The organism is Caballeronia sp. DA-9 (assembly GCF_051615025.1).
GTDB lineage: Bacteria > Pseudomonadota > Gammaproteobacteria > Burkholderiales > Burkholderiaceae > Caballeronia > Caballeronia sordidicola.
Map to the genome: position 1 here is coordinate 2,085,362 of NZ_CP195133.1, position 22,190 is coordinate 2,107,551.

At 59.5% G+C, this 22,190-nt stretch carries 16 protein-coding genes and 1 tRNA gene; 10 read left to right on the forward strand and 7 right to left on the reverse strand.

The genetic code is table 11. The features are described 5' to 3' along the window. Positions 1-2 precede the first annotated feature (2 nt). From ACRWA7_RS25765 to ACRWA7_RS25795, 7 genes are all read left to right on the forward strand, one after another. Entirely contained in the window at positions 3-1,037 is a 1,035-nt protein-coding gene (locus ACRWA7_RS25765) for an amino acid--[acyl-carrier-protein] ligase (protein WP_438393098.1), read from the forward strand. Between the two features lie 74 nt (positions 1,038-1,111). After that, positions 1,112-2,071 (forward strand): DUF1839 family protein, encoded by a 960-nt coding sequence (locus ACRWA7_RS25770; RefSeq protein ID WP_060819205.1) that lies wholly within the window; start codon positions 1,112-1,114, stop codon positions 2,069-2,071. Positions 2,072-2,198: 127 nt separating this feature from the next. Next, positions 2,199-4,772: a glycosyl hydrolase 2 galactose-binding domain-containing protein gene (locus tag ACRWA7_RS25775; RefSeq protein WP_438393100.1), complete on the forward strand. Its 2,574-nt coding sequence runs from the start codon at positions 2,199-2,201 to the stop codon at positions 4,770-4,772. 543 nt (positions 4,773-5,315) lie between these two features. Then, complete coding sequence (locus ACRWA7_RS25780; RefSeq protein ID WP_060818820.1) at positions 5,316-6,053, forward strand: Crp/Fnr family transcriptional regulator; 738 nt, start codon at positions 5,316-5,318, stop codon at positions 6,051-6,053. Between the two features lie 764 nt (positions 6,054-6,817). After that, positions 6,818-8,107: a polysaccharide biosynthesis/export family protein gene (locus tag ACRWA7_RS25785; RefSeq protein WP_438393102.1), complete on the forward strand. Its 1,290-nt coding sequence runs from the start codon at positions 6,818-6,820 to the stop codon at positions 8,105-8,107. A gap of 32 nt (positions 8,108-8,139) precedes the next feature. Further along, on the forward strand, positions 8,140-10,536 hold the full coding sequence (locus ACRWA7_RS25790; protein WP_438393104.1) for a polysaccharide biosynthesis tyrosine autokinase: 2,397 nt from the start codon (positions 8,140-8,142) through the stop codon (positions 10,534-10,536). A gap of 286 nt (positions 10,537-10,822) precedes the next feature. Beyond that, the gene (locus ACRWA7_RS25795) at positions 10,823-11,893 is read left to right on the forward strand and encodes an IS30 family transposase (RefSeq protein ID WP_438393106.1); all 1,071 of its coding nucleotides are present in this window, start codon (positions 10,823-10,825) and stop codon (positions 11,891-11,893) included. 641 nt (positions 11,894-12,534) lie between these two features. Here ACRWA7_RS25795 and ACRWA7_RS25800 read toward each other — a convergent pair. Then, positions 12,535-13,707, reverse strand: a complete 1,173-nt coding sequence (locus tag ACRWA7_RS25800; RefSeq protein WP_082850441.1) for a glycosyltransferase family 4 protein — start codon at positions 13,705-13,707, stop codon at positions 12,535-12,537. A 208-nt stretch (positions 13,708-13,915) separates the two neighbouring features. Here ACRWA7_RS25800 and ACRWA7_RS25805 point away from each other — a divergent pair, with 208 nt between their 5' ends. Next, entirely contained in the window at positions 13,916-15,250 is a 1,335-nt protein-coding gene (locus ACRWA7_RS25805; protein WP_438393108.1) for a glycosyltransferase family 4 protein, read from the forward strand. Between the two features lie 76 nt (positions 15,251-15,326). On the opposite strand, the gene ACRWA7_RS25810 is transcribed toward ACRWA7_RS25805, so the two are convergent. The 6 genes from ACRWA7_RS25810 to rnr all read right to left on the reverse strand — a co-directional run bounded on the left by ACRWA7_RS25810 (position 15,327) and on the right by rnr (position 21,233). Continuing rightward, positions 15,327-15,563 (reverse strand): hypothetical protein, encoded by a 237-nt coding sequence (locus ACRWA7_RS25810; RefSeq protein WP_060818827.1) that lies wholly within the window; start codon positions 15,561-15,563, stop codon positions 15,327-15,329. Between the two features lie 298 nt (positions 15,564-15,861). Then, entirely contained in the window at positions 15,862-16,557 is a 696-nt protein-coding gene (gene rpiA, locus ACRWA7_RS25815; RefSeq protein ID WP_438393110.1) for a ribose-5-phosphate isomerase RpiA, read from the reverse strand. A gap of 45 nt (positions 16,558-16,602) precedes the next feature. Next, positions 16,603-16,995, reverse strand: a complete 393-nt coding sequence (locus ACRWA7_RS25820) for a SirB2 family protein (protein ID WP_438393112.1) — start codon at positions 16,993-16,995, stop codon at positions 16,603-16,605. Between the two features lie 15 nt (positions 16,996-17,010). Then, positions 17,011-17,847 carry an N-acetylmuramoyl-L-alanine amidase gene (locus tag ACRWA7_RS25825; RefSeq protein WP_438393113.1) on the reverse strand — a complete coding sequence of 279 codons (837 nt, stop codon included), beginning with the start codon at positions 17,845-17,847 and terminating at the stop codon, positions 17,011-17,013. A 6-nt stretch (positions 17,848-17,853) separates the two neighbouring features. Then, positions 17,854-18,597, reverse strand: coding sequence for a 23S rRNA (guanosine(2251)-2'-O)-methyltransferase RlmB (rlmB, locus tag ACRWA7_RS25830; protein ID WP_056364043.1), 744 nt, complete (start codon positions 18,595-18,597; stop codon positions 17,854-17,856). A gap of 128 nt (positions 18,598-18,725) precedes the next feature. After that, positions 18,726-21,233: a ribonuclease R gene (gene rnr / locus ACRWA7_RS25835; protein ID WP_060818833.1), complete on the reverse strand. Its 2,508-nt coding sequence runs from the start codon at positions 21,231-21,233 to the stop codon at positions 18,726-18,728. A 337-nt stretch (positions 21,234-21,570) separates the two neighbouring features. Here rnr and ACRWA7_RS25840 point away from each other — a divergent pair. Together ACRWA7_RS25840 and ACRWA7_RS25845 are read left to right on the forward strand one after the other, a co-directional pair. Then, positions 21,571-21,657, forward strand: a tRNA-Leu gene (locus ACRWA7_RS25840). A 357-nt stretch (positions 21,658-22,014) separates the two neighbouring features. Further along, on the forward strand, positions 22,015-22,179 hold the full coding sequence (locus tag ACRWA7_RS25845; protein ID WP_438393114.1) for a hypothetical protein: 165 nt from the start codon (positions 22,015-22,017) through the stop codon (positions 22,177-22,179). Positions 22,180-22,190: the final 11 nt, after the last annotated feature.

Consider the following 22,190-nt stretch of genomic DNA (forward strand, 5'->3'; position numbering starts at 1 on the left):
ACATGAACACGCTCACGGATATCGCGGCCGTCGAAGCCGCCTCCGCTCAAAACACCTACAACGCTTCGGATGTGACGCTGCGCGCACGCATGATCGAAGCGGGCATCCTGATTGAAACGGGCGAAGACGGCCTGTATGGCCGCAGCCATGTGTTCGAGGATGTGATCGATCGCCTGAACAACGCCATCTCGCTGCTGGGCGCGGACCAGCAAGCCGAAGTGCTGCGTTTTCCGCCCGCCATGCGCCGTCACGACTTCGAGGATAGCGAGTACCTGAAGAGCTTTCCCGATCTCGCCGGCACGATCCACTCGTTCCAGGGTAACGATCGCGGTCATCACCGGCTCCTGGCGGCGCTCGAAAAAACGGTTTCCGTCGGCGACGAAGAGCGCACCGACGAATGGATGGACCAGCAAAAGCCAACGCGCCTCGTGCTGACGCCGGCAGCCTGCTATCCGATCTATCCGGTCGTCGCGAAGCGCGGCGCATTGGCCGAAGACGGCGCGACGGTGGATGTGTTCGCGTACTGCTTCCGTCATGAGCCGTCGATCGATCCAAGCCGCATGCAGATGTTCCGGATGCGCGAATACGTGCGTTTCGGCAGCCCCGAGCAAGTGATGGCGTTTCGCCAGAAGTGGATCGAGCGCGGTTCGCTGCTCGTGAAACTGCTGGGCCTGCCGTTCGAAATCGATCTCGCCAACGATCCGTTCTTTGGCCGTGGCGGCAAGATTGTGGCCGATAGCCAGCGCGCGCAGGAATTGAAGTTCGAACTGCTGATTCCGGTTGCAACGCCCGATCGTCCGACCGCCTGCCTGTCGTTCAACTATCACATGGAGCACTTCGGCGAAATCTGGAAGATCGCCCAGGCAAACGGCGAGGTGGCGCATACGGCATGCGTGGGATTTGGCATGGAACGCACCACGCTCGCCCTCTTCCGCCATCACGGCCTCGACGTCAATGCGTGGCCTGCCGAAGTGCGCGATTTCCTCTGGGGTAACACGCAGTCGCGCATCGCGTCCGGGCTCGAGGCGCTGTCATGACAGCCGTATACACAAGTGGCGCAGCAGACTCCAGCCGCGAACGTGCCCGGGTTCTGCAACTGCATCCACCGCACATGCGCGTACGCAAGCACCAGTCGCATTCGCTGCATCAAGGCGAACGCGTCTGGGCGGAAACGAACTGCTACGTCGACTTGTGGATCGAGTTGCTGCACGGCTATGGGCTCGACCCGCGCGCAGCGCTCGCCTTTACTGTCACGCAGGACTTCGAGGGAGACCAGTTTACGTTCTTCAAGTTTCCGCTCGAAGACCTGGACAAGCTCTATGGCCTGCAGGTACAGGAGCTGGCGATCTACGACTCGCTCGAAGACCGCATTCGTACGCAGACCCAGCGCGGACATACGGTGCTGACCGAAGTCGACGCGTTTTATCTGCCCGATACACGCGCAACCTCTTACCGGCAGCAGCACACGAAGACGACTATCGGCGTGGATTACATCGACCCGCGTTCGCGCAGGCTCGGCTACTTCCACAACACGGGCTATTTCGTGCTGGATGGCGAAGACTATGAAGGCGTTTTCCGGCAGCTTCCGGAGCTTGCCGGGCGTCCGGAGATCCTGTTTCCGTATGTGGAATTCTGCAAGCGCGCACGGCCGTCCCTTTCTGGCACGGCGCTCGCGGAGGCATCGGCGGATCTGCTGGTCGCGCACCTGCAGCGCCGTCCCGCACGCAATCCGATTACGCAGTGGCGCGCGGCGTTTCCCGAGCATCTGGAGATGTTGTTCGAGCGTGGAGAAAGCGCTTTTCATCTCTACACGTTCAACGTGATACGGCAACTGGGTTCGAATTTCGAGTTCCTTTCGCGATATCTCGTGTGGATGCGCGAGCGTGGCTTTGCGATTCCCGACTCCATGCCGAACGCGGCGCAACGCATTGCGACGGAATCGATGGTCATGCAGTTCAGGCTCGTCCGGGCGATCACACGCGGACGCCGCGATCCGTGTCACGAGTGCTTCAACGTGCTCGAGGAGTCATACGAGCAGATTGTCGAACCGCTTGCCGCGCTCATCCGCTAACGCGCTTGGCAAACGCCTGCAGTGCAGCCGGAATTGCGGCCTGCACATCGCGCCGCGTTTCGAACGGCACACACTATAAGAGAGGGCCGCCTCGATGCGATCCTCGACCGTCATACGGGGGATCATCATGCGCGCCGTTACGCGTGGCGTATTCACGCCTGGCTCGCCCACGCCGGGCGCCTACCTTCCACATGCCTTGTCCGATGGCTGGCAGTGCGCAAGTACGCTGGCAGGCGCATGTGCGACGCCGGCGGATCTACCCGACACGGGCAATACGAGCATCTGGCTCGATGCAATCGTGCCCGGCACGGTTGCATCGGCATGGAGAGCGGCAGGAAAGCTTGATCTCGAATCCCCTCCGGCATTTGCTTTCGATGACCACTGGTATCGACTGGTCTTATCGGGAAATGGCGCGCGGCGGCTGCGCCTGAACGGACTTGCAACAATTTGCGAAGTCTGGCTCGACGATACAAAACTGCTCGATACGGATTCAATGTTCGAAACCTACGACGTCGATATCAACCTCGACGGACACGCCACGCTGTACCTCTGCTTTCGTTCGCTAAGCGCGGCGCTTGGCGCGAGGCGCGGGCGCGCACGCTGGCGGCCGAGACTCGCGCAGCCCGCGACGTTGCGCCAGGTCCGCACGACACTCCTTGGCCACATGCCCGGCTGGTGTCCTTCGGTGCAGGCTGCAGGACCGTGGCGCGCGGTGCAGTTGCTGGGCGAATCGCCTGTGTCGATTGATCGCGTGGACCTGCGCTCGAGTCTCGATGGCGACGACGGCCTCGTGCATCTGAGCGTGCGCTTCATGCATCCGCAAATGCAGCGAGCAGCGCGTCTGATCTGCAGGGATGCGTCGATCGCGCTGCAATGGCATGACGCGCAAACGATTGGCGGAACCTTGCGCGTGAAGAACGTCCCGCGCTGGTGGCCCCACACGCACGGCGATCCGGCGTTGCATGAACTCACGCTCGAATTCGCGGATAACGATGTGATCGCCCTTGGCCGCATCGGCTTCAGGGAGATTGCCGTGGACCGGGGACCCACGGGCGACGGCTTTCAACTCGTCGTCAACGGCGTGCCCGTTTTTGCGCGCGGTGCATGCTGGACCACAGCGGATCTCGTCTCGCTCGACACGTCCCATGAGCAGGCGCAAACGTTTTTCAAGCTTGCCCGCGATGCCGGCATGAACATGTTGCGCGTGGGCGGCACCATGCTTTACGAGTCGGATGCGTTCTATGCTTTGGCCGATGAATACGGGCTTTTGATCTGGCAGGATTTCGCATTCGCCAATTTCGACTATCCGACCGATCCGGCGTTTGTCGCCAGTGTTCAGCGTGAGGCAGAACAGTTCTTATCAAGAACGCAACGCTTTGCATCGCTTGCGGTACTGTGCGGCGGCAGCGAGGCCGATCAGCAGGCGGCCATGCTCGGACTGCCGCCCGCGATGCGCATGCAAGCCTTGTTCACGCATCAATTGCCGTCGATCGCGGCTGCATTGCGGCCCGACGTGCCCTACGTGGTGAATTCGCCCAGCGTGGCCGCAGGAGAGGAGAACGGAACCGCCTGGCCTTTCGCCACACGCGCCGGCGTCACGCATTACTACGGCGTTGGCGCTTACCAGCGGCCGCTCGATGACGCACGGCGCGCAAACGTGCGTTTCGCCAGCGAATGCCTCGCGTTCGCCAATGTGCCCGACGACGTCGCGCTCAATGCCGTACTGCTCGCTTCGCTACCGCATCAGCCACGCTGGAAAGCCGCGGTGCCGCGCGACAGCGGTGCAAGCTGGGATTTCGACGATGTCCGCGAATACTATTTGCGCACGCTGTATTCGGTCGATCCAGTGCGGCTGCGTTACGAAGACCCTGAGCGTTATCTCGACCTCTCGCGCGCCGTGGTGGCCGAAGTCATGAGCGAGGTTTTCTCGGAATGGCGCCGGCAGGGATCGTCGTGTGCGGGCGGCCTCGTCTGGCAGTTGCAGGACATCCGGGCCGGCGCGGGCTGGGGCCTGATCGATGCCCTGGGAACGCCCAAAAGCGCCTGGCACGGCCTCGCACACGTTTTACAGCCCGTAACGGCGCTGATCACCGACGAAGGCCTTGACGGCCTCGATATCCACCTCATCAACGAGACTTCCAGGCCGGTTGATGCGCATCTGGAACTCGCATGTCTTCGCGATGGCGCGACAAGAGTCGCGAGCGCGTCGCGGGACGTAACACTTTTGCCACGCGGCACGGCGCGTCTGCAGGCAGCCGATGTGCTTGGGCAGTTTTTCGACTTCACCTACGCGTATCGATTCGGACCGCGTGCTCATGAAGCCACCGTCATCACCTTGCGCGACAAGGCGAGCGGCGCAGTGTTATCGGAAGCGTTCCACTTCCCACAGCGCGAATTGACGCAATGTCACGACCTTGGATTCGACGTTCGGCTGGAACATGACGCCCACGGCGGCCTCGATGGATGGGCGCTCGCGATCCGTGCCAAACGTTTGGCACGCTGGGTTCACATAGTCGACCCACACTACCGCGCGAGCACCGACTGGTTCCATCTGGCGCCCGGCGTTGAACGCCGTGTCGCGCTCGTTGCTCGTGAACGCGACGCCTCGCATACGCCGCAAGGTGAGGTTCGTGCGTTGAACGCAACGTTTTCAGTTCAGTACGAATGCGCTCAGCATGCCTCGCCGGCAAGGGCGGCGTAAGCACCGTGCGCCTGTGCAACCGTGTCAAGCACTGACGCGGGGCACTTGCGTTCGGTAGCACACGAAGTCGATGGAACAGTTCTGAATCATTTTCCAAAGAACCGACGAATGCCGTTGAAGCAATCATGATTCGCGCGTCCGGCTGCTGTTTGACGAGCATTAAAAAAACCAGGACAGGCCACCAGCAAGGCATTGCGCAGACAAAAGGATGCGTTGCATCAATCACACCGATAGTCGCCATTCTGAGCGCTCGTGTTCAAGACTGAAACAAAAACATCCATCTGCAGATTTCTCATCTGCACTCGCCATGCACGACCCCATGATGGCATTGAGATTGACCATCGCTGGCACGGTCCTCGCTAAATGGCTAGTGCAACGCGGTGACGTCGAAATATGAAATCAACTAAACGACGATGCTGCGCTGCTTACGGGGCTGGCCGCGAAACGTTTCGATGAATGCCGTCAGATGCATCCACGCAACGTTTCGCTGGCCGGTAAATAAAAAGTAAGGCGCAATGCGCAAAGTTACGAGAGAAGAACATCATGCTGACCCTTCAGTCCGACCTGCACGGCAATCATCTGTTGGGTGCGCTTCCCGCGCACGAGTGGCAAGCTCTTACGCCTCACCTTGAACTGGTTCAGCTTCGCACCGATCAATTGCTGTGCGATTCGGGTCAACGCATTCACCACGTGTATTTTCCAACGACAGCCATCATTTCGCTCCTCCACACGATGGAAGACGGTGGTTCAGTCGAGATCGCAGCAGTCGGCCGTGAAGGCATGACCGGCGTGCCCGTCCTGACTGGCGGGGAAACCATGCCGACGCGCGTCCAGGTGCAATGCCCGGGCTTCGCTTATCGCATGAGCGCATCTGCATTGCGCGAGCAGTTTGGCCGCTCGGACTTCCTGCGCCGTCTGATGCTGCTGTACATGCAAGCCCTGCTCACGCAAGTGGCGCAAACGGCTGCATGCAATCGCCACCACTCTCTCAACAAGCAACTGTGCCGCTGGCTTCTGATCGAAATCGACCGCACCTCTTCGAACCAGCTTCAGGTCACGCAGCAACTGATTGCCGACATGCTTGGCGTACGTCGTGAAGGCGTAACGGAAGCCGCAGGCAAGCTGCATGATGCGGGACTGATTCATCACAGCCGCGGTTGCATCAAGGTGCTGGATCGCGAGGGCCTCGAAGCGCGTGCTTGTGAATGCTATGGCATCGTCAAGCGTGAGTTCGACAGGTTGCTTCCACGTCTGCGCCAGGCTACCGAAGAAGTGCATTGAACCTGGGGAGCAGGCGATCAGTGTGAGCGTCACGCAGCCAGGTCCTAACCTGCCGTGTGCACTCCTCTTTCCGCCGCCCTGTTCAACGCGCCGGCACTTCTGGTGAGCATTCATCCACGATCATGCGTTTCACAAAACATTGAGCATGCTTTCGATATTTTTTTATCGAGCGGATTTTGCACGCGCGTATTCATTGGTTCGGTCTGATGCAGTGTTGTTTTAAACAAGATTTGGAATTTAAGTGTCGGGGACAGCGTCATGCGCATGAAAACCGCATTGTCCATGCAATAACTATTTGTGTGAACTAAGACGCCCGCGTGCGGAAGCGCACTTACCGACCCGGCCGCAAACGCCACGATGTCATATCAAACGGCCATCTGCTCGCCTCGACTATCGCCTTGATCGCGAGTCAGCACGAGTAGCCGCAGAAAAGAAGTGAAGCGACGAAATAAGCAACGCAGCAACGTAGTCGACAACAATTTTAAAAAGACGCAGCGGTCTCCTGCCATGCGTCTTTCAACCTGCAGTTCTTCCTGTGTGAACACCCGCTGGATTCTCAAGGCGGGGAGCGTTAGCTGTTGTTTCGAGTGGCTGCTGCGAATGGGTGGACCGGGGAAGAAACCCATTCGCAGCGAAACCCGCATGACAGCACCAAGGCGTTCACGTCATGCACAGGAAGGACTACGTACGCGCACTGCGCGTTGACGGTCAGGAGACTTTGCGCTGGAACCATTCAGCGTATCCGTAACGCGAGGACCACTAATATGAACATCAAACTACTCGTTTCACTGCTGGCTGGCGCAACCTTCACAGCATCGTTGACCGGTTGCGCCATTGCACCGGGACCGTATCTCGATACCGATCGCCTCGACCAGACGCCCGCGCCGGACAGCGTCGCCCAGGCGAACGTGAAGTACCGCGTGACGCCTATCGACGTCAGCTACTTCGAGACGCATCCGCAAATCAGCGATGAGTCGCTCGCGAGCGTTTGCCCGCTCACCTGCCTCACCAAAGACACCCGCAAGTTGTATGCGTATCACATTGGCGTGAACGACCAGATCAGCATCACTGTCTGGGATCACCCAGAGTTCAGTTCCGCCGGAATTGCCGCGAGCACGGGAGGCGCTGGCGTACCGCCGCTTCCAACGGGCACTGCCGGCAATGCGGCCGCGCCCGTGAATACCTCGGGCAGCGCGACCGGTCCGGAAGCTGGCGGCGTGACAGTACGTGTCGCCAATGACGGCACCATCTTCTTCCCGCGAGTCGGGCGCGTGCAGGCTGTCGGCAAGACGGCGCAGCAACTTCAGGCGATGCTCACGCAGAGTCTTTCGAAGAACATTCGCAATCCGCAACTCGACGTGCGCGTGACCGGCTTCTATAGCAAGCAGGTCCAGGTCACGGGCGACCTCAAGCAGCCTTCGTCGATGCCGATCACCGACGTGCCGCTCTCCGTCATCGACGCGATCAACCGCTCGGGCGGTGCGAACGCTGACGCCGATCTGCAGAACGTAGGCATTACACGCGACGGCAAGCGCTACGCAGTCGATGTTGCAGCCCTTCTCGATCGTGGCGATATCCAGCAAAACGTGTTGCTCCAGGATGACGACATCATCGACGTGCCGGATCGCACGAAGAGCCGCGTGTTTGTACTTGGAGAACTGGCCAAGCCGCAGACCATTCCGATGAACCGCGGCCGCCTCACGCTTGCCGACGCGCTGGCGAACGCCAACAGCATCGACCCGCGTTCAGCCGATCCGCGCCAGATCTATGTGATCCGCGCACCGGAACAGTCCACGAAGGGCGGCATGATCAAGACCGCGGCGTTGACCACATCCAACGGCAGCACAATACCGGGCACGCGCCCGCTCGACCTGAGCGTCTACAAGCTGGACATGACGCAGGTCGACGCATTGATGCTCATGACTCAATTCGAGTTGCATCCGCGTGATGTGATCTACGTGCAAGTTGCGAGCGCCGCGCGTTTCAACCGCGTGCTCGAGCAGATCGCGCCTACGATCCAGACGCTGTTCTACACCATCCAGACAACCCGCTAACAACGCGTCACGTGTTACGCCCGGAGTGCGACATGAGTACTTATGAAATGCTGGAGCATTCGCCCGCGCAAGCCAAGGACGACGAGTTCGTCTTGCGCGACCTGGTGCGAATGATCACCGATCAGATCTGGTGGGTGCTGGGCATTGCGCTCGGCATCTTGCTGGCCGCCGTGCTGTACGCGAAACTGTCCACACCGATCTATTCCGCCGATGCGCTCGTGCAGGTCGACACGCCCAGTGCAAATTCACCGGGCAGCAATCAGGGCGCCCTCTCGGCGGCGTTGACGCCGACCGGCGGTTCGCTGCACGCGGACTCCGAGATAGAGATCATCAAGAGCCGCACGGTGATCGAGCCTGTTGTCGACCAGTTCAACCTGAACTTCAGCACGGCATCCAACGTCATGCCGTTCATTGGCCGCATCACGCCGTGGTTCGCGCGCAAGGGTCATCCGTTGCCTGCCGTGTTCGGACTGAATGCCTATGCATGGGGCGGAGAAGAGTTCAAGGTCGACGCGATCACGGTACCTGCAATGTTGCAAGACCAGCGTCTCACATTGCGTGCACTGGGCAATGGCCGCTTTGCATTACTCGATTCCGAGAACCACGAGTTGCTTCAAGGTCTCGCCGGCAGCACGGCGAAGGGCAATGGCGTTACGTTGCTCGTGAGCCAGCTCGTCGCACGTCCTGGTACTGAGTTCTACGTCACGCGTGCTTCACAACTCGAAGCCGTGCAAGCTTTCGGCACCGGCATGCAGGTCGCCGAGAAAGGCAAGGACACGGGGATCATCCAGATCTCGTATAGCGGTTCGCAGCCTCTTTACATCACGCAGGTTGCAAACGCGCTGGCCGCTTCATACCTGAAGCAGCGCACAGAACGGGCTCAGGAAGAAGCGAACCGCATGCTTACTTTCCTGAACAACGAACTGCCGCGCGTGCGCGATGAACTGCGTGCGAGCGAAACCGCGTTGGCGCAATATCAGACGACCGCGGGTTCGTTCCAGCCGACCCAGGAAGCGCAAACGTACTTGTCGGGCGGACTTGACTATGAACGCCAGATTGCGGCGCTGCGCATGCAGCGCGTTCAGTTGCTGCAACGCTTCACTGAAGGTGCAGACGAGGTACGTGCGGTCGATGCGCAACTCGCCGCACTCAATGTCGAAAAGTCGCGCTTCGATAACCAGTTCAAGACCCTGCCGGGTTCGGAGCGTCAGGCTGTTTCGCTGCAGCGCGAAGCGAAGGTCAACTCCGAGATCTACGTCGCGCTGCTAAACAAGACGCAGGAGCTCTCGATCAGTCGCGCGGGGACCGTGGGCAATGTGCATATCATCGATATGGCGCTCGTGCCTTCGCAACCGGTGAAGCCGAAGGCTGCGCTGATCATCGCTGCCGGCGGCTTGCTGGGTGTGATTGCAGGCGTCGTGTTTGCCTTTGTGCGCCGTTCGTTCTTCGCTGGGGTCGATGATCCGGAACTCGTTGAACGCCGGTTCAACCTGCCTATATTTGGCGCGATTCCGTTCAGTGCGGAACAAGCCCGGCAAGACCGGATACGCCTTGATCGTCCGATGGCATTGCCGACGCCTTCCGCCAAGGGCGGCATGAAACGACCTGGTACGCAGCCTGTTGGAGATTCGATTGGTTCGACATTGGGTCTTTCCACCAAGACGCCTGTCGCCGTGGCGCTTCAGAACGCCACGGTGCTGCCGGCGGCCAGCACTGGCAAGCAGCCGTTGCTTTCCACCACGCATCCGTTCGATACATCGATTGAAGGTCTTCGCGGGTTGAGGGCCACGCTGCAGTTCGCGCTGGTCGACGCGCCCAATCGAGTGATTGCCATTACGAGTCCGGCGCCGTCCGACGGCAAGAGTTTCCTCGCAGCCAACCTTGCTGCATTGCTGGCTGAGTCGGGCAAGCGCGTGTTGCTGATCGATGCCGATTTGCGGCGTGGCCGTTTGGCGCATTACCTTGGAAAGTCATCGAATGGCGGGCTTACCGAGTTGCTTAGCGGACAGACCGACTTTGAGATGGCTGCGCGTGAGACGGGCGTGAATGGATTGCACTTCATTGGTTCGGGCGCGCATCCGCCGAATCCTTCGGAGATACTGACGTCCAGCCGGTTTGCTTCGTTGCTCCAGGCATTCGAAAAGCAATTTGATCTCGTCATTGTGGATACGCCGCCGTTGTTGGCTGTGCCGGATGCGGCGGTGATCGCTAGTCTGGCTGGATCGACGGTGCTTGTGATGAGGTCGGGGGCCCACTCCGAGAAGAATATCGCCGATGCGCTTAAGAAGCTGAAGCGTGCTCGGGCCCGGATTGTAGGGGGTGTTTTGAATGCGATGCCCGCGAAGAGTGGGGGGCGTAAGGGGACTTATGACTATGCTTATGCTTATACCTATTCAAGCGATCCAGCCGTTGTTGATGTGAAGCATTGAGAGGTGTTGGGGGGGTGGTTTTGATTTTTTTATGATGAGATGGCCTGGAGGCCGCCAGTAGCGCCGGTGCCCGCGGAAGCGGGCATTTGGTTTTTTTCGGGCGCTGGCGCTTGGGGGGGTCAGGGGTGGTGCTACCTAGGCTTTCGCGCGTTTCGTTCTGGCTGAATTTTTTAGCACTGTTAGCCACTGTCCGTGGCGGGACTTCATTTCTTTTTCCAACGGCGAAAAAGAAACGAAGGGCGTTTTCAAGGTACAAGTGCAACACCTTTGAAATAGGATATGTTGCATGGGACAAAGCTATGAACAACTCAGTGCTGAGGAGCGTGGCTCAATATTTGCCATGAAACTTGCCAACGAAAGCACGCGCGCGATCGCGCGTGCGCTCCGACGTTCGCCAAGTACGATCAGCCGCGAACTCAAGCGCAATGGCTGGAAGTCCGATGAAGAGCGCGGCGACAGAGGACGGCCTGCGATCGCGGGCGCTTACTGCGCGATCCGTGCTGGTCGACGCGCGGGACGGCTTCGCCGCAAACCGCGTTACGAGCGCAAACTGCACGTTGACGGCGCGTTGTGGCCCGAAGTGCGGCAGTATCTGCAAAAGTGTCACTCACCCGAGCAGATCTCAGCCGCACTCAAACTTGCCCACCCTGATGAGCCTGCTTTGAACGCTTCGCATGAAACCATTTACCGAGCCATTTACGCCGCGCCCCGAGGCGAGTTGCGCCGGGAACTCGTCAGCCTGTTGCGACAGGGACGTGGCGCACGCAGGCCGCGCACGCGAGGACAGGACCGGCGCGGCAAGCTCTCCGACATGCTCAGTATTCACGTACGCCCTCCCGAAGCCAACGACCGGCTCATCCCGGGTCACTGGGAAGGAGATCTGATCAAAGGCCTGGCTAACCGTTCGGCAGTGGGTACGCTGGTGGATCGCAGCACGTTGTTTGTGATGCTGGTCAAGATCGATGGCAGTACGGCGCAGGCAGCGCTGGAAGCCTACAGTGCCGCGTTCGCGCCGCTCGATCAGGGACTGCGTCAAACCCTGACCTACGACCAGGGCAAAGAAATGGCGTTACACAAAAAGCTGGCTGAGGCGACGGGCATCAAGATCTACTTCTGCGATCCACACAGTCCGTGGCAACGCGGCATCTGTGAAAACATCAATGGGCTGCTTCGCCAGTTTCTACCCAAGGCGACCGATCTATCGGTATTCTCGCAGCGACAACTCGATGCGATCGCGCTGAACATGAACACCCGCCCTCGAAAGACGCTCCAGTGGCGCACGCCTGGTGAGGTCTTTATTGAAAACTGCGCCAAGCACGGCATTGTCATTGACCCCGCTGTTGCACTTGGAGTGTGAAAGCGCCAAACAAAGAAAACGCCTTCCAACCGCTAATTCTTAAGGAGACCAAGCGTGCACGTATATCTGCTTGGGACTTCAAAAGAACGCTCAGCGTAAAACCCCGGACAGTTGAACCCCTTCCCCTTCGGCAACAGATACCCACACGCTTCGCCACCAGTGTGAGTAGCCTCAAACAGGAAAACGCGGCGCGCGCTGCGCGCCCATTTGCGTGCTTGCACGCAAATGGTGTGTTTGGCCGAACTGGTTCAGTGGGGTTCTGTGCTTGCCCGAGAACGCTGGTGGCGAAGCGTGTGGATGTAGGGATTCGGAGGGGGAGGGTTTCAGGTGTTGGTGGTTATGGCGTCGAGGGTTCTTTTGAAGTCCCAAGCAGATGTATGTGCACGCTTGGTCTCTTTAAGAATTGGCGGTTGGAAGGCGTTTTCTTTGCTTGGTTTCTTTTTCGCCGTTGGAAAAAGAAATGAAGTCCCGCCACGGACAGTGGCTAACAGTGCTAAAAATATCAACCAAGACGAAACGCGCGAAGGCTCAAGCAGCACCGACCCTAGCCTAAACCAAAACCCGCGAACAAAAAAAAGCCCACGCTATCTGAGCGCAGGCAATAGTGCAACAAACAAGCAAAAGCCAAGGCAGTGCAAGGCCTAAGCAGCCTTAACAAAAGCGTGCGCGATTACTCCCGAAATGTCCCTATCTGAATCAGGACCAGTCTTCGCCATTGCGTTCAAAACTTCCACAATAAACCGCCGGCGAAAATCCGCCGCACTAAACCGTTCCGCATTCTTCCGGCAGGCAAGCGCCGAAAACGCATGTGGCGAATCCTCAAACCGCTCAACCGCCTCACACAACGACGCTGCTGTCTGCTCAGGAAAATGAATCCCCGTCGCCCCCGACGTGCCAAGCGGCACGACCGATTCCAGCGCCCCACCCTTGCCAAATGCAATTACCGGCGTACCGCACGCCTGCGCCTCCACAATGGCAATGCCAAAATCTTCCTCAGCCGCATACACAAATGCCTTGGCGCGCTGCATATGATCCTTCAACACATCAAACGTCTGATAGCCAAGAATGCTCACATTGGGCGTTGCCTTCGAGCGCACCAGATCCATCTGCGGACCGTCGCCAATCACAACAAGCTTGCGTTCCGGCATCAACGCAAACGCTTCAACAATCATGTCAATGCGCTTGTAAGGCACCATGCGCGAAGCGGTCAGATAAAAATCGCCCTTCTCGTCACCAACCTCGAAAGCCTGCACATCGACCGGAGGCGCAATGACTGCCGACTCGCGCCTGTAACTCTTCATGATCCGGCGCGCGACGAAGTGCGAATTGGCAATGATCCGGTCTACACCATTGGCCGAACGCGCATCCCAATTGCGCAAGTAATGCAGCAACAGACGCGCGACCCATGAACGCGGTCCGCGCTCCAGCCGCGCCTCACGCAGATATTGATGCTGCAGGTCCCACGCATATCGAATCGGTGAATGAACGTAACTCACATGAGTCTGGTCAGGGCCAACCAGCACACCCTTGGCCACCGCATGCGAGCTGGAAAGAACGAGGTCGTAACTCGACAAATCAAACTGTTCTATCGCAAGTGGCATTAACGGCAAGTAGCCGCGATATTTTTTTTCCGCATACGGGAGCCGCTGGATAAAGGACGTTCTCACCGGCTTGTTGTGAACAATGGAGCGGTCTTCAAGGAAGTCCACAAGGCTGAAAATATCCGCCTGCGGGAAACACGCAATCATCTGCTCCAGCACTTTCTCCGCGCCGCCCGACACCACCAGCCAGTCGTGAACAATAGCCACTTTCATGATGAAACCCGTATGCCGCAGCCCATTGCTGCCGATGAACCGAGTTTAAAGACAGTCCTTTTATGTTTTCGTGCGCACGCCCACACACCTGGCGCATCGCATTGCGAATAATGAGTGCTGTGTAGATGTTGTCTTCACGCCATTTCATTTACCCAAGGTCGCCGGGTTAATCGGCCTCGGGTTCGCTCAATGCTTATTCCTGTCATCGATGCCCACAGAAACCGCAGCCAGCTTATCAAATCCAGCCATCACGCTGTTGCGTGACCATGGCCCGGCACCCGCGGCTTCACAAGTCCGAGGCGAACCCCGGATTCTGTTCATCGATCAAAGCGGACAACTTGGCGGCGCCGAAATCTGCCTCCTGCCACTTGCTGTCCGATGCACCCAGCGCAGCGAAGTCCTTCTGCTCTCCGATGGCCCCTTTCGCGATCGGCTTCAGGACGAAGGCGTCAACGTTTCAGTCGAGGTCGACGCACGCATTCAGGGCATCAAGAAAGACCGCATGAAGTTCGGCGCGCTTGCTGCCCTTCCCGGCATTCTGCGTCAGGTACGCATGATCGCCGCGCGCGCAAAGCGATTCGATATGGTGTTCCTCAACACGCAGAAGGCGTTGATACTCGGCGCTTTCAGCCGCGCGCTGCATGGCAAGCCCACCTTATGGCATGTGCACGACATCGTCTCGCGCGAGCACTTCGGCCGCTTGCACTTACTGCTGATCAAATGGGCCGTGAAGGTAGGTGTCGATCACGTCGTAGCCAACTCGCGCGCTTCCGCCGATGCATTGATCGCGCTCACCGGCCTGCCACGCAGTGCCGTGCCCGTCGTTCATAACGGCGTGGACATGAAGCGCTTTGGCGACGGCACGGGTCAGGCAGGCACGACCATGGAACAACGTCGGGCAGCGCTTGGACTGCCTCATGATGCATTTCTCGCTGGACTATTCGGCCGCTTCACGCAATGGAAAGGTCAGCACGTTGCACTGGATGCAATCGCCCGCGTTCCGAACGCTCATCTGGTTCTCGTCGGCGATGCGCTGTTTGGCGAGACCGCTTATGCAGAAAGTCTGCGAGTACAAGCGGAGACACTAGGCATCACCGACCGCGTGCACTTCGCAGGCTTCCAGCACGACGTCACCTCGTGGATGAAAGCCATGGACGTGATCGTCCACGCATCGACACAACCCGAGCCCTTTGGTCTTGTCATCATCGAAGCAATGGCGGCGGGCAAACCAGTAATTGCCTCGAACGGAGGCGCGGTCCCTGAAATCGTGAGGCATGGCGAGAACGGCATGATCGTTGAACCTGGCGATGCATCGAAGCTGGCCCTTGCTATCGACACCTTGCAACGCGAGCCTGAAACGTCCGCACGAATCGCGGCGCAAGGTCACGCGAACGCGGGCCAGCACTTTTCCATCGATCGATATTTGCAGCAGATGACACGAATACTATTCGACATAGCGACGCTCGCAAATAAGGATAACGAAGTTGAAGCGACGGGCGGTATTGAGCCAGCGCCAGCGAGCGAGGCCGGGCTAACCCGATAGTTGATATCGCAGACCAAAGAAGAAGGCCCGGCATGTTTTTATGCCGGGCCTTCTTGTATGTCAGCCGATATCCATTTTATCGAGCACTGAAGTTACCGGGCACACCCAGCTTGATCTCATACATGGCAGCGAGCATCGCCAGATACGCACGTTCGCTTTCGGCTTCCTTCAGCGACATTCCCCTGCAGGTTTGGCCACCCATGATCACGCCCAGACACAGGGCATAGTTGCCCGCAAACGCCGTGGGCGACGGCTCCATGCTTCTAAGGCGTTTGTAGGACGCGTCCAGCGTCTTGCGAAGATTGTTGTGCATCGCTTTATTCCCGTAATTGTTAAGACCTTATTGCCGCGCCCACGCGAAAGGTGAAATCCAACCTGTAGAGGTTGCGAGCGCGGACGGAATGTTCGCGGTCACCCAAATGACGGGCTGGGAGCAATGCTCCAGCGACGTACCCAGTTTGAATGATTGCCCATGCATCACGCATCGGATCGATCTGACTAAGCAGGTAGTTTAGCGAAATAGACTGTTGAAGATTGCCGCGATAAAAAAAACGCGGCAAGCTTTCAAAGCTTACCGCGCACTCAGATCTGCATTCCTCGCACAAGGCGTATCAATGCGCGATGTAATCGATCCGTTCAACACCGCCCGGCGTTCCCAACAAGCAGACGTTTGCGCCGCGCGCCGCGAAGAGACCCACGGTGACCACGCCCGGCCAGCCATTGACGACCGCTTCCAGCGCGATCGGATCGGTGATCTTGAGCGCCTTCACGTCGATGATCTCGTTGCCGTTATCGGTAATGAACGGCGATCCGTCCTTTTTCACGCGCAGCACCGGCACGCCGCCCAATGCAATCACGCGTCGCCCGATGGCGGTTCGCGCCATTGGCACAACTTCGATTGGGAGTGGGAAAGTGCCGAGAACATCGACGCGTTTGCTGCCGTCGGCAATACACACAAACACGTCCGCCACCGACGCCACGATCTTCTCGCGCGTGAGCGCTCCGCCGCCGCCCTTGATCATGGCGCCCTGGCCGTCGATCTCATCAGCGCCATCCACGTACACGGGCAACGATTCGATTTCGTTCAATTCGAGCACCTGGAAACCATGCGCTTCGAGCCGCGCGGTAGTTGCAAGCGAACTCGAAACCGCCCCGCGATACCGCGATTTCGTGCTCGCAATGGCATCGATGAAACAATTCGCAGTGGTGCCTGTGCCAACGCCGATCACGGCGCCCTCGGGCACGTTGGCGTGGACGTAGGCGGCGGCTTCGGCGGCAACCAGTTGCTTCAGTTCGTCTTGGGTCATGGCAAGGGTGACAGCTATAAAGGAATAAACCTGAATTCTAGACGCTCAAACCTGCATCAAGAAGCCGAGCGGATTGTGCGTGCGCGCCACGGACGCAATAAACACGAACACAATGATCGCCAGGACGCCGAAGATCGCGCGCGCACCCTTCGTGCGTCCGCGTTTCAGCGCAAATGTCCCGAGCACGACATACACGATCAACCCGGCGATCTTCGCCGACAGCCACGCAGCGTTCGGTCCAAAACCAATGATCCCGACCAGCGCGATGGCGCTCAGCAGCAACACCGTATCCACGATATGCGGCACGACCTTGACCGCGCGTTGTTGCAGCAGCGGGGAGTCGCGCAGCATCCAGATCCATCGAATGAAAAAACCGAGAATGCTGAGCGCCGCGCACGTCATATGCACCGAACGAAGCGGGAGAAAAAGATCTGACATGAATGCAATGAGCCTTTAAGGAAGGTACTTGTCGAGCAGCGCGGCGGCGATGGCGTCCGTCTCGGCATCGGGGTTGCCGGCATAGTCGGCGGGACGGAAATGCATCTGGAACGCCGCGATCACACGGCGCGTCTTTTCGTCGAGCACGCCATCCGTTGCAATCTCGTAGCCGTATCGCTGGAGTTTTTGCTGCAAGACCGCTACATCGGCGGGGGACTTCGGATCGCGTCCGGCCAGATGCTGCGCAACCATTGCATCGTCGGGCCACGCGCCTACGCCGTTGTCGTAAAGCGTGCGCCATGGGAAAGCCGGACCCGGATCGATCTTGCGTTGTGGCGCGATGTCGCTGTGACCCACCACGCGCGTTGGCGGAATCTTGTAGCGCGTCACAACATCCTTCGCCAGCTTGACGATAGCGTCGACCTGCGCCGGTGGATAAGGCGCCCACGTGCGGCCTTGCGGTGTATCGATGGGACCAACGTTGACGTTCTCAATGCCAATGGACGCCGCGTTCAGTTCCGTGGTTCCTTGCCATTCGCTCTTGCCCGCGTGCCACGCGCGCTCGGTTTCAGGCACGAGCTGATAGACCACGGGCTCGCCATTTTCGATGCGCGGCGCATCCGGCACGACGTAATGAACGCTGACGTCATCCCCGGTGAGCACCGCGAGCGAACGCGCTTCGCCACTTTGCGTGTAGTGCATGACGAGAAACCGCACCCGCGAATCGAAGCCCGGCGCGTGATAGCGCGTGTCTGCAATGTATGCGCCGCGATCAATCTGCGTGGTGGAACAGGCGGCGAGCAAGGCACATACAAGGCCACCCGCAAGCAGCGCAAAACGATGCCGCTTCACGTGCGCCTACTTCTTGACCGACCGCTGACGGACGGCTTCGAACAAACAGATCCCGCTCGCCACCGATACATTCAGACTCTCGACGCTGCCTGCCATCGGAATCTTCATGATCTCGTCGCAGGTTTCGCCGGTGAGACGGCGCATGCCCTCGCCTTCCGCGCCCACGACTATCGCAACGGGGCCGTCGAGCTTCGTCTCGTAGACACTCGCCGTCGCGTCGCCCGACGTGCCAATCACCCACACGCCTGCATCCTTCAACTCGCGCAACGCCCGCGCCAGATTCGTCACCGTGATGTACGGCACGGTTTCGGCGGCGCCGCTCGCAACCTTCGCGGCCGTTGCATTCAATCCCGCCGAGCGGTCGCGCGGTGCGATCACGGCATGGGCGCCGGCGGCATCGGCAACACGCAGGCACGCGCCGAGATTGTGCGGATCGGTTACACCGTCGAGCACGAGCAGCAAGGGCGTGCCGCTCACGCCATCGAGCAGCTCGGCAAGGTTTTGCGCGAGCGGCATGTCGGATGCGCGCGCCACCACGCCCTGATGGCCCACGTTGCCCGACAGACCCCAAAGGCGCGCCTCGTCGGCGGCGATCAGGCGAATGCCCGCTTCCTTTGCCGTGCGCAGGAAATCCGTCATGCGCCGGTCCTTGCGGGTCGGATCGTAGAGGATCTCTTCGATCGTCGATGCGTCCGCGCGAACCCGTGCGGTCACCGCGTGAAAACCATACAAAACTTTAAGACGTGACATGACTGGACCAGACCGTAATCAAACAAAACAAAATGGAAACGCGGCCCGGATGCATCGTGCATCGGGCCGCGCATTTCAAACCGGGGCGTCGCCCGAGCTCGATGACTCGCGCCGCCTCAGTACTTCTTTCAGCGCTTCTTGCGCGGCGGATGGCTTTTTGCCGCCGGCTTCGTGACCGCGCCGCGCTTCTTGGCCACCGCCATGTCCTTCGCGATGGTCGGCGGCAACGCGGCAGCGGCCGCTTTGCCTGCCGCCTGCGCCGCGGCTTTCTTGCCGCCACGATCACGCCGGCGGCTGTTCACGCTGCTGCCTTCGTCGGCGGGTAACGCACGTACACGCGGGCCGGAGCCGTTGATGCCCGCGTGCTCGGCGGTGGCAGCCGGCGCGGTTGAGCGGCCGGGCGGCTTGACCGGCGTATCGCGAACCAGACGGAAGTCGATCTTGCGCGAATCCAGATCCACGCGGCTGACCTGCACGCGCACGCGATCCGACATCCGGTAGCGAATGCCCGTGCGTTCGCCGCGCAATTCGTTCTTGATCTCGTCGTACTGGAAGTAATCGGCGCCGAGTTCGGTGATATGCACCAGCCCTTCTATGAACAACGAATCAAGCTGCACGAAGATACCGAACGTGGTCACGCCATTGACCATGCCGCCGTATTCCTCGCCGAGCTTGTCGCGCATGAAATAGCACTTGAGCCACGCTTCCACGTCGCGCGAAGCTTCGTCGGCGCGGCGTTCATTCGACGAACAATGCAGCCCGAGTTCTTCCCAGATCGCGACGTTGTTGCGCTGACGGCTGCGCGATTCGTCGTCGGCCTTCTGCATGGCTCGCGCTGCTTTCGTCAAGCCGGTGCTGAGCGTCACGTCGTGACCGACCTCCGGCTGATACTTCTTGCCCTGCAGGATGGCGTAAATCGCGCGATGCGTGAGCAGGTCGGGGTATCGGCGAATCGGGCTCGTGAAGTGCGCATACGCTTCGTACGCGAGCCCGAAGTGCCCGATGTTGTCCGGGCTGTACACGGCTTGCTGCATGGAGCGCAGCACCATGCTCTGCAGCATCTGCGCATCCGGCCGGTCGCGCACCATCGCCATGAGCGCCGCGTAATCGCTTGCATGCGGCTTCTCGCCGCCACCCAGCGACAAACCCACGCCACGCAGGAAGGCGCGCAGATTTTCGAGCTTTTCAGGCGTGGGCCCGGCATGCACCCGATACAACCCCGGATGTTTATTGCGTTTCAGGAAGTCCGCGGCACACACGTTCGCGGCCAGCATGCTTTCCTCGATCAGCCTGTGCGCGTCGTTCCTGTGACGCGGCACGATCTGTTCTATCTTGCCCTGCGCGTTGCAGACTATGTACGTCTCGGTCGTATCGAAGTCGATCGCGCCGCGTTTCTGGCGCGCCGCGTGCAGCGACTTGTACACGCCATACAGATTCTGCAGTTGTGGCAGCAGATCTGCCCGCTTCGCCGCTTCCGGCCCCTTTGTATTGGTCAGGACCGCGGCCACTTCCGTATAGGTCAGGCGCGCCGCCGAATGCATCACGGCGGGATAGAACTGATACGCCTTGATCTCGCCGCGCGCGGTGACCACCATGTCGCAAACCAGCACGCAACGGTCGACCTGAGGATTCAGCGAACACAGCCCGTTCGACAGCTTCTCGGGCAACATGGGAATCACGCGGCGCGGGAAATATACCGACGTGCTGCGATCGAGCGCATCGACGTCCAGCGCTTCGTTCGGGCGCACGTAATGCGAGACGTCCGCAATCGCGACCAGCAAACGGAAACCCGTGCCGCGCCCGACGTTCATGGGCTCGCAATACACGGCGTCGTCGAAGTCGCGCGCATCTTCGCCGTCGATGGTCACGAGCGGCACATCGCGCAAATCCACGCGATGCCGGATGTCGGCCGGACGCACTTCGTCGGGCAGTCTGGACGCTTGCTCAAGCGCGCGGTCGCTGAATTCATGCGGCACGCCGTATTTGCGCACGGCGATCTCGATCTCCATGCCCGGATCGTCGATGTCGCCGATCACTTCCACCACGCGCCCAAGCGGCTGCGAATGGCGGCTCGGGAAATCGGTGAGATCCACCGACACCACTTGCCCCACTTTCGCCTTCTTCGGATTCTGCGTGATGAGAATGTCGTGCCCGATGCGCTTGTCTTCCGGCACGAGGATCAGCGCGCCGTTCTCGCTGATCAACCTGCCGATAATGCGTTTGTTCGCGCGATCCGTGACTTCGACAATATGGCCTTCCGGACGCCCGCGCCGGTCATAACCCACAATGCGTGCGAGCACGCGATCGTTATGCATGACCTTCTGCATTTCGCCGTTGGGCAGGAACAGGTCGTCCTGGCCGTCGTCGCGAATCAGGAAGCCAAAACCGTCGCGATGGCCCTGGACCCGGCCCGCCACGAAATTCGACGGATGCGTGAGCTGGTAGTAGCCGCGTTTGTCGAGACGGACCTGGCCGTCGCGCTCCATGGCGCCCAATCGCTTGAAAAATCCTTCGCGCTCCTGGCGCTTGATCGACAGAGCTTCGGCGATGTCGTTCGCAGCAAGCGGGGCTTCGCTCGTACGCAACACGCCGAGAATTTCTTCGCGGCTCGGTATCGGATACGGGTATTTGTTCAAGGGCTTATCGATGATCTCTTCTCGTCTAACTGAATGTCGCGGTTAATCGGAAACGCGTGGCGACCACGCGGGCACCACGTTCCCGGCTTTGCATCCTGACTTTACCGGCCATTTTTGAAAGCGATGAGCCGATGCGTTGCCGGGACGTCGCGCTTAACGTTGTTCCGGTTCGTTCACGAATAGTCTGCGGATCATTCTAACACCCGCAAACGAGGCCATATCGGCGCTTAAGCCATATGGACAATGGCTTGCAGCCCGGTTGGGGCTTAGATCTCAAAATGCTTGACAGCGCGGCGAGCCCGGCTATAATTGCGTTCTTTGCTGCACACGCACCCTAGCCCAGGTGGCGGAATTGGTAGACGCACTAGGTTCAGGTCCTAGCGGTGGCAACACCGTGGAGGTTCGAGTCCTCTCTTGGGCACCAGCATGTAGTCCGGAGCAATCCGGAGAAGTTAGAGAAACCCCGTAAAGCCTTGCGCCTGCGGGGTTTTTTGTCCTTTGCGTTCCGATGTGGTCCGGTAACATCCGGCGCTTTTACGTATATTGGTGCATATACCAGTTTCGAGGGCAAAGCCATGCCCAGACACGTCGAACCGAAGTCGGAATTGGCGTTTCGCAACCCCAAAACGGGGCCGAAGCCCTACCTCCTCCCGGATGGCCAAGGCCTTTCATTGTGCATGCCCGAACGGCGCAAAGACCTGGCTACTCCGATATCGCCGTCCCGGTACTGGGAAAGAAAACTTCCTGAGCCTTGGCCCCGGCCCCTTACCCCGACGTTAGTTTGATCGAAGCACGGCGCCGCGCCGCCGTTGCTCGCGATCTCGTGCGCGAGGGTACTGATCCAGTCGAACAACGGCGTGCCGACGTTGCCGCACGAAAGCGCGCTGCCGACGGAGCCTTTCATCTCGTCGCCAAGGCATGGCTTGAATTCAAGCACAAAGAGTGAGCAGATGAAAC

Bases quoted from the DNA above. Each gene is read 5' to 3' on its own strand.
- ACRWA7_RS25765 (WP_438393098.1), top strand. From the start codon at position 3: ATGAACACGCTCACGGATATCGCGGCCGTCGAAGCCGCCTCCGCTCAA.
- ACRWA7_RS25770 (WP_060819205.1), top strand. From the start codon at position 1,112: ATGCGCGTACGCAAGCACCAGTCGCATTCGCTGCATCAAGGCGAACGC.
- ACRWA7_RS25775 (WP_438393100.1), top strand. From the start codon at position 2,199: ATGCGCGCCGTTACGCGTGGCGTATTCACGCCTGGCTCGCCCACGCCG.
- ACRWA7_RS25780 (WP_060818820.1), top strand. From the start codon at position 5,316: ATGCTGACCCTTCAGTCCGACCTGCACGGCAATCATCTGTTGGGTGCG.
- ACRWA7_RS25785 (WP_438393102.1), top strand. From the start codon at position 6,818: ATGAACATCAAACTACTCGTTTCACTGCTGGCTGGCGCAACCTTCACA.
- ACRWA7_RS25790 (WP_438393104.1), top strand. From the start codon at position 8,140: ATGAGTACTTATGAAATGCTGGAGCATTCGCCCGCGCAAGCCAAGGAC.
- ACRWA7_RS25795 (WP_438393106.1), top strand. From the start codon at position 10,823: ATGGGACAAAGCTATGAACAACTCAGTGCTGAGGAGCGTGGCTCAATA.
- ACRWA7_RS25800 (WP_082850441.1), bottom strand. From the start codon at position 13,707: ATGAAAGTGGCTATTGTTCACGACTGGCTGGTGGTGTCGGGCGGCGCG.
- ACRWA7_RS25805 (WP_438393108.1), top strand. From the start codon at position 13,916: ATGCCCACAGAAACCGCAGCCAGCTTATCAAATCCAGCCATCACGCTG.
- ACRWA7_RS25810 (WP_060818827.1), bottom strand. From the start codon at position 15,563: ATGCACAACAATCTTCGCAAGACGCTGGACGCGTCCTACAAACGCCTT.
- rpiA (WP_438393110.1), bottom strand. From the start codon at position 16,557: ATGACCCAAGACGAACTGAAGCAACTGGTTGCCGCCGAAGCCGCCGCC.
- ACRWA7_RS25820 (WP_438393112.1), bottom strand. From the start codon at position 16,995: ATGTCAGATCTTTTTCTCCCGCTTCGTTCGGTGCATATGACGTGCGCG.
- rlmB (WP_056364043.1), bottom strand. From the start codon at position 18,597: ATGTCACGTCTTAAAGTTTTGTATGGTTTTCACGCGGTGACCGCACGG.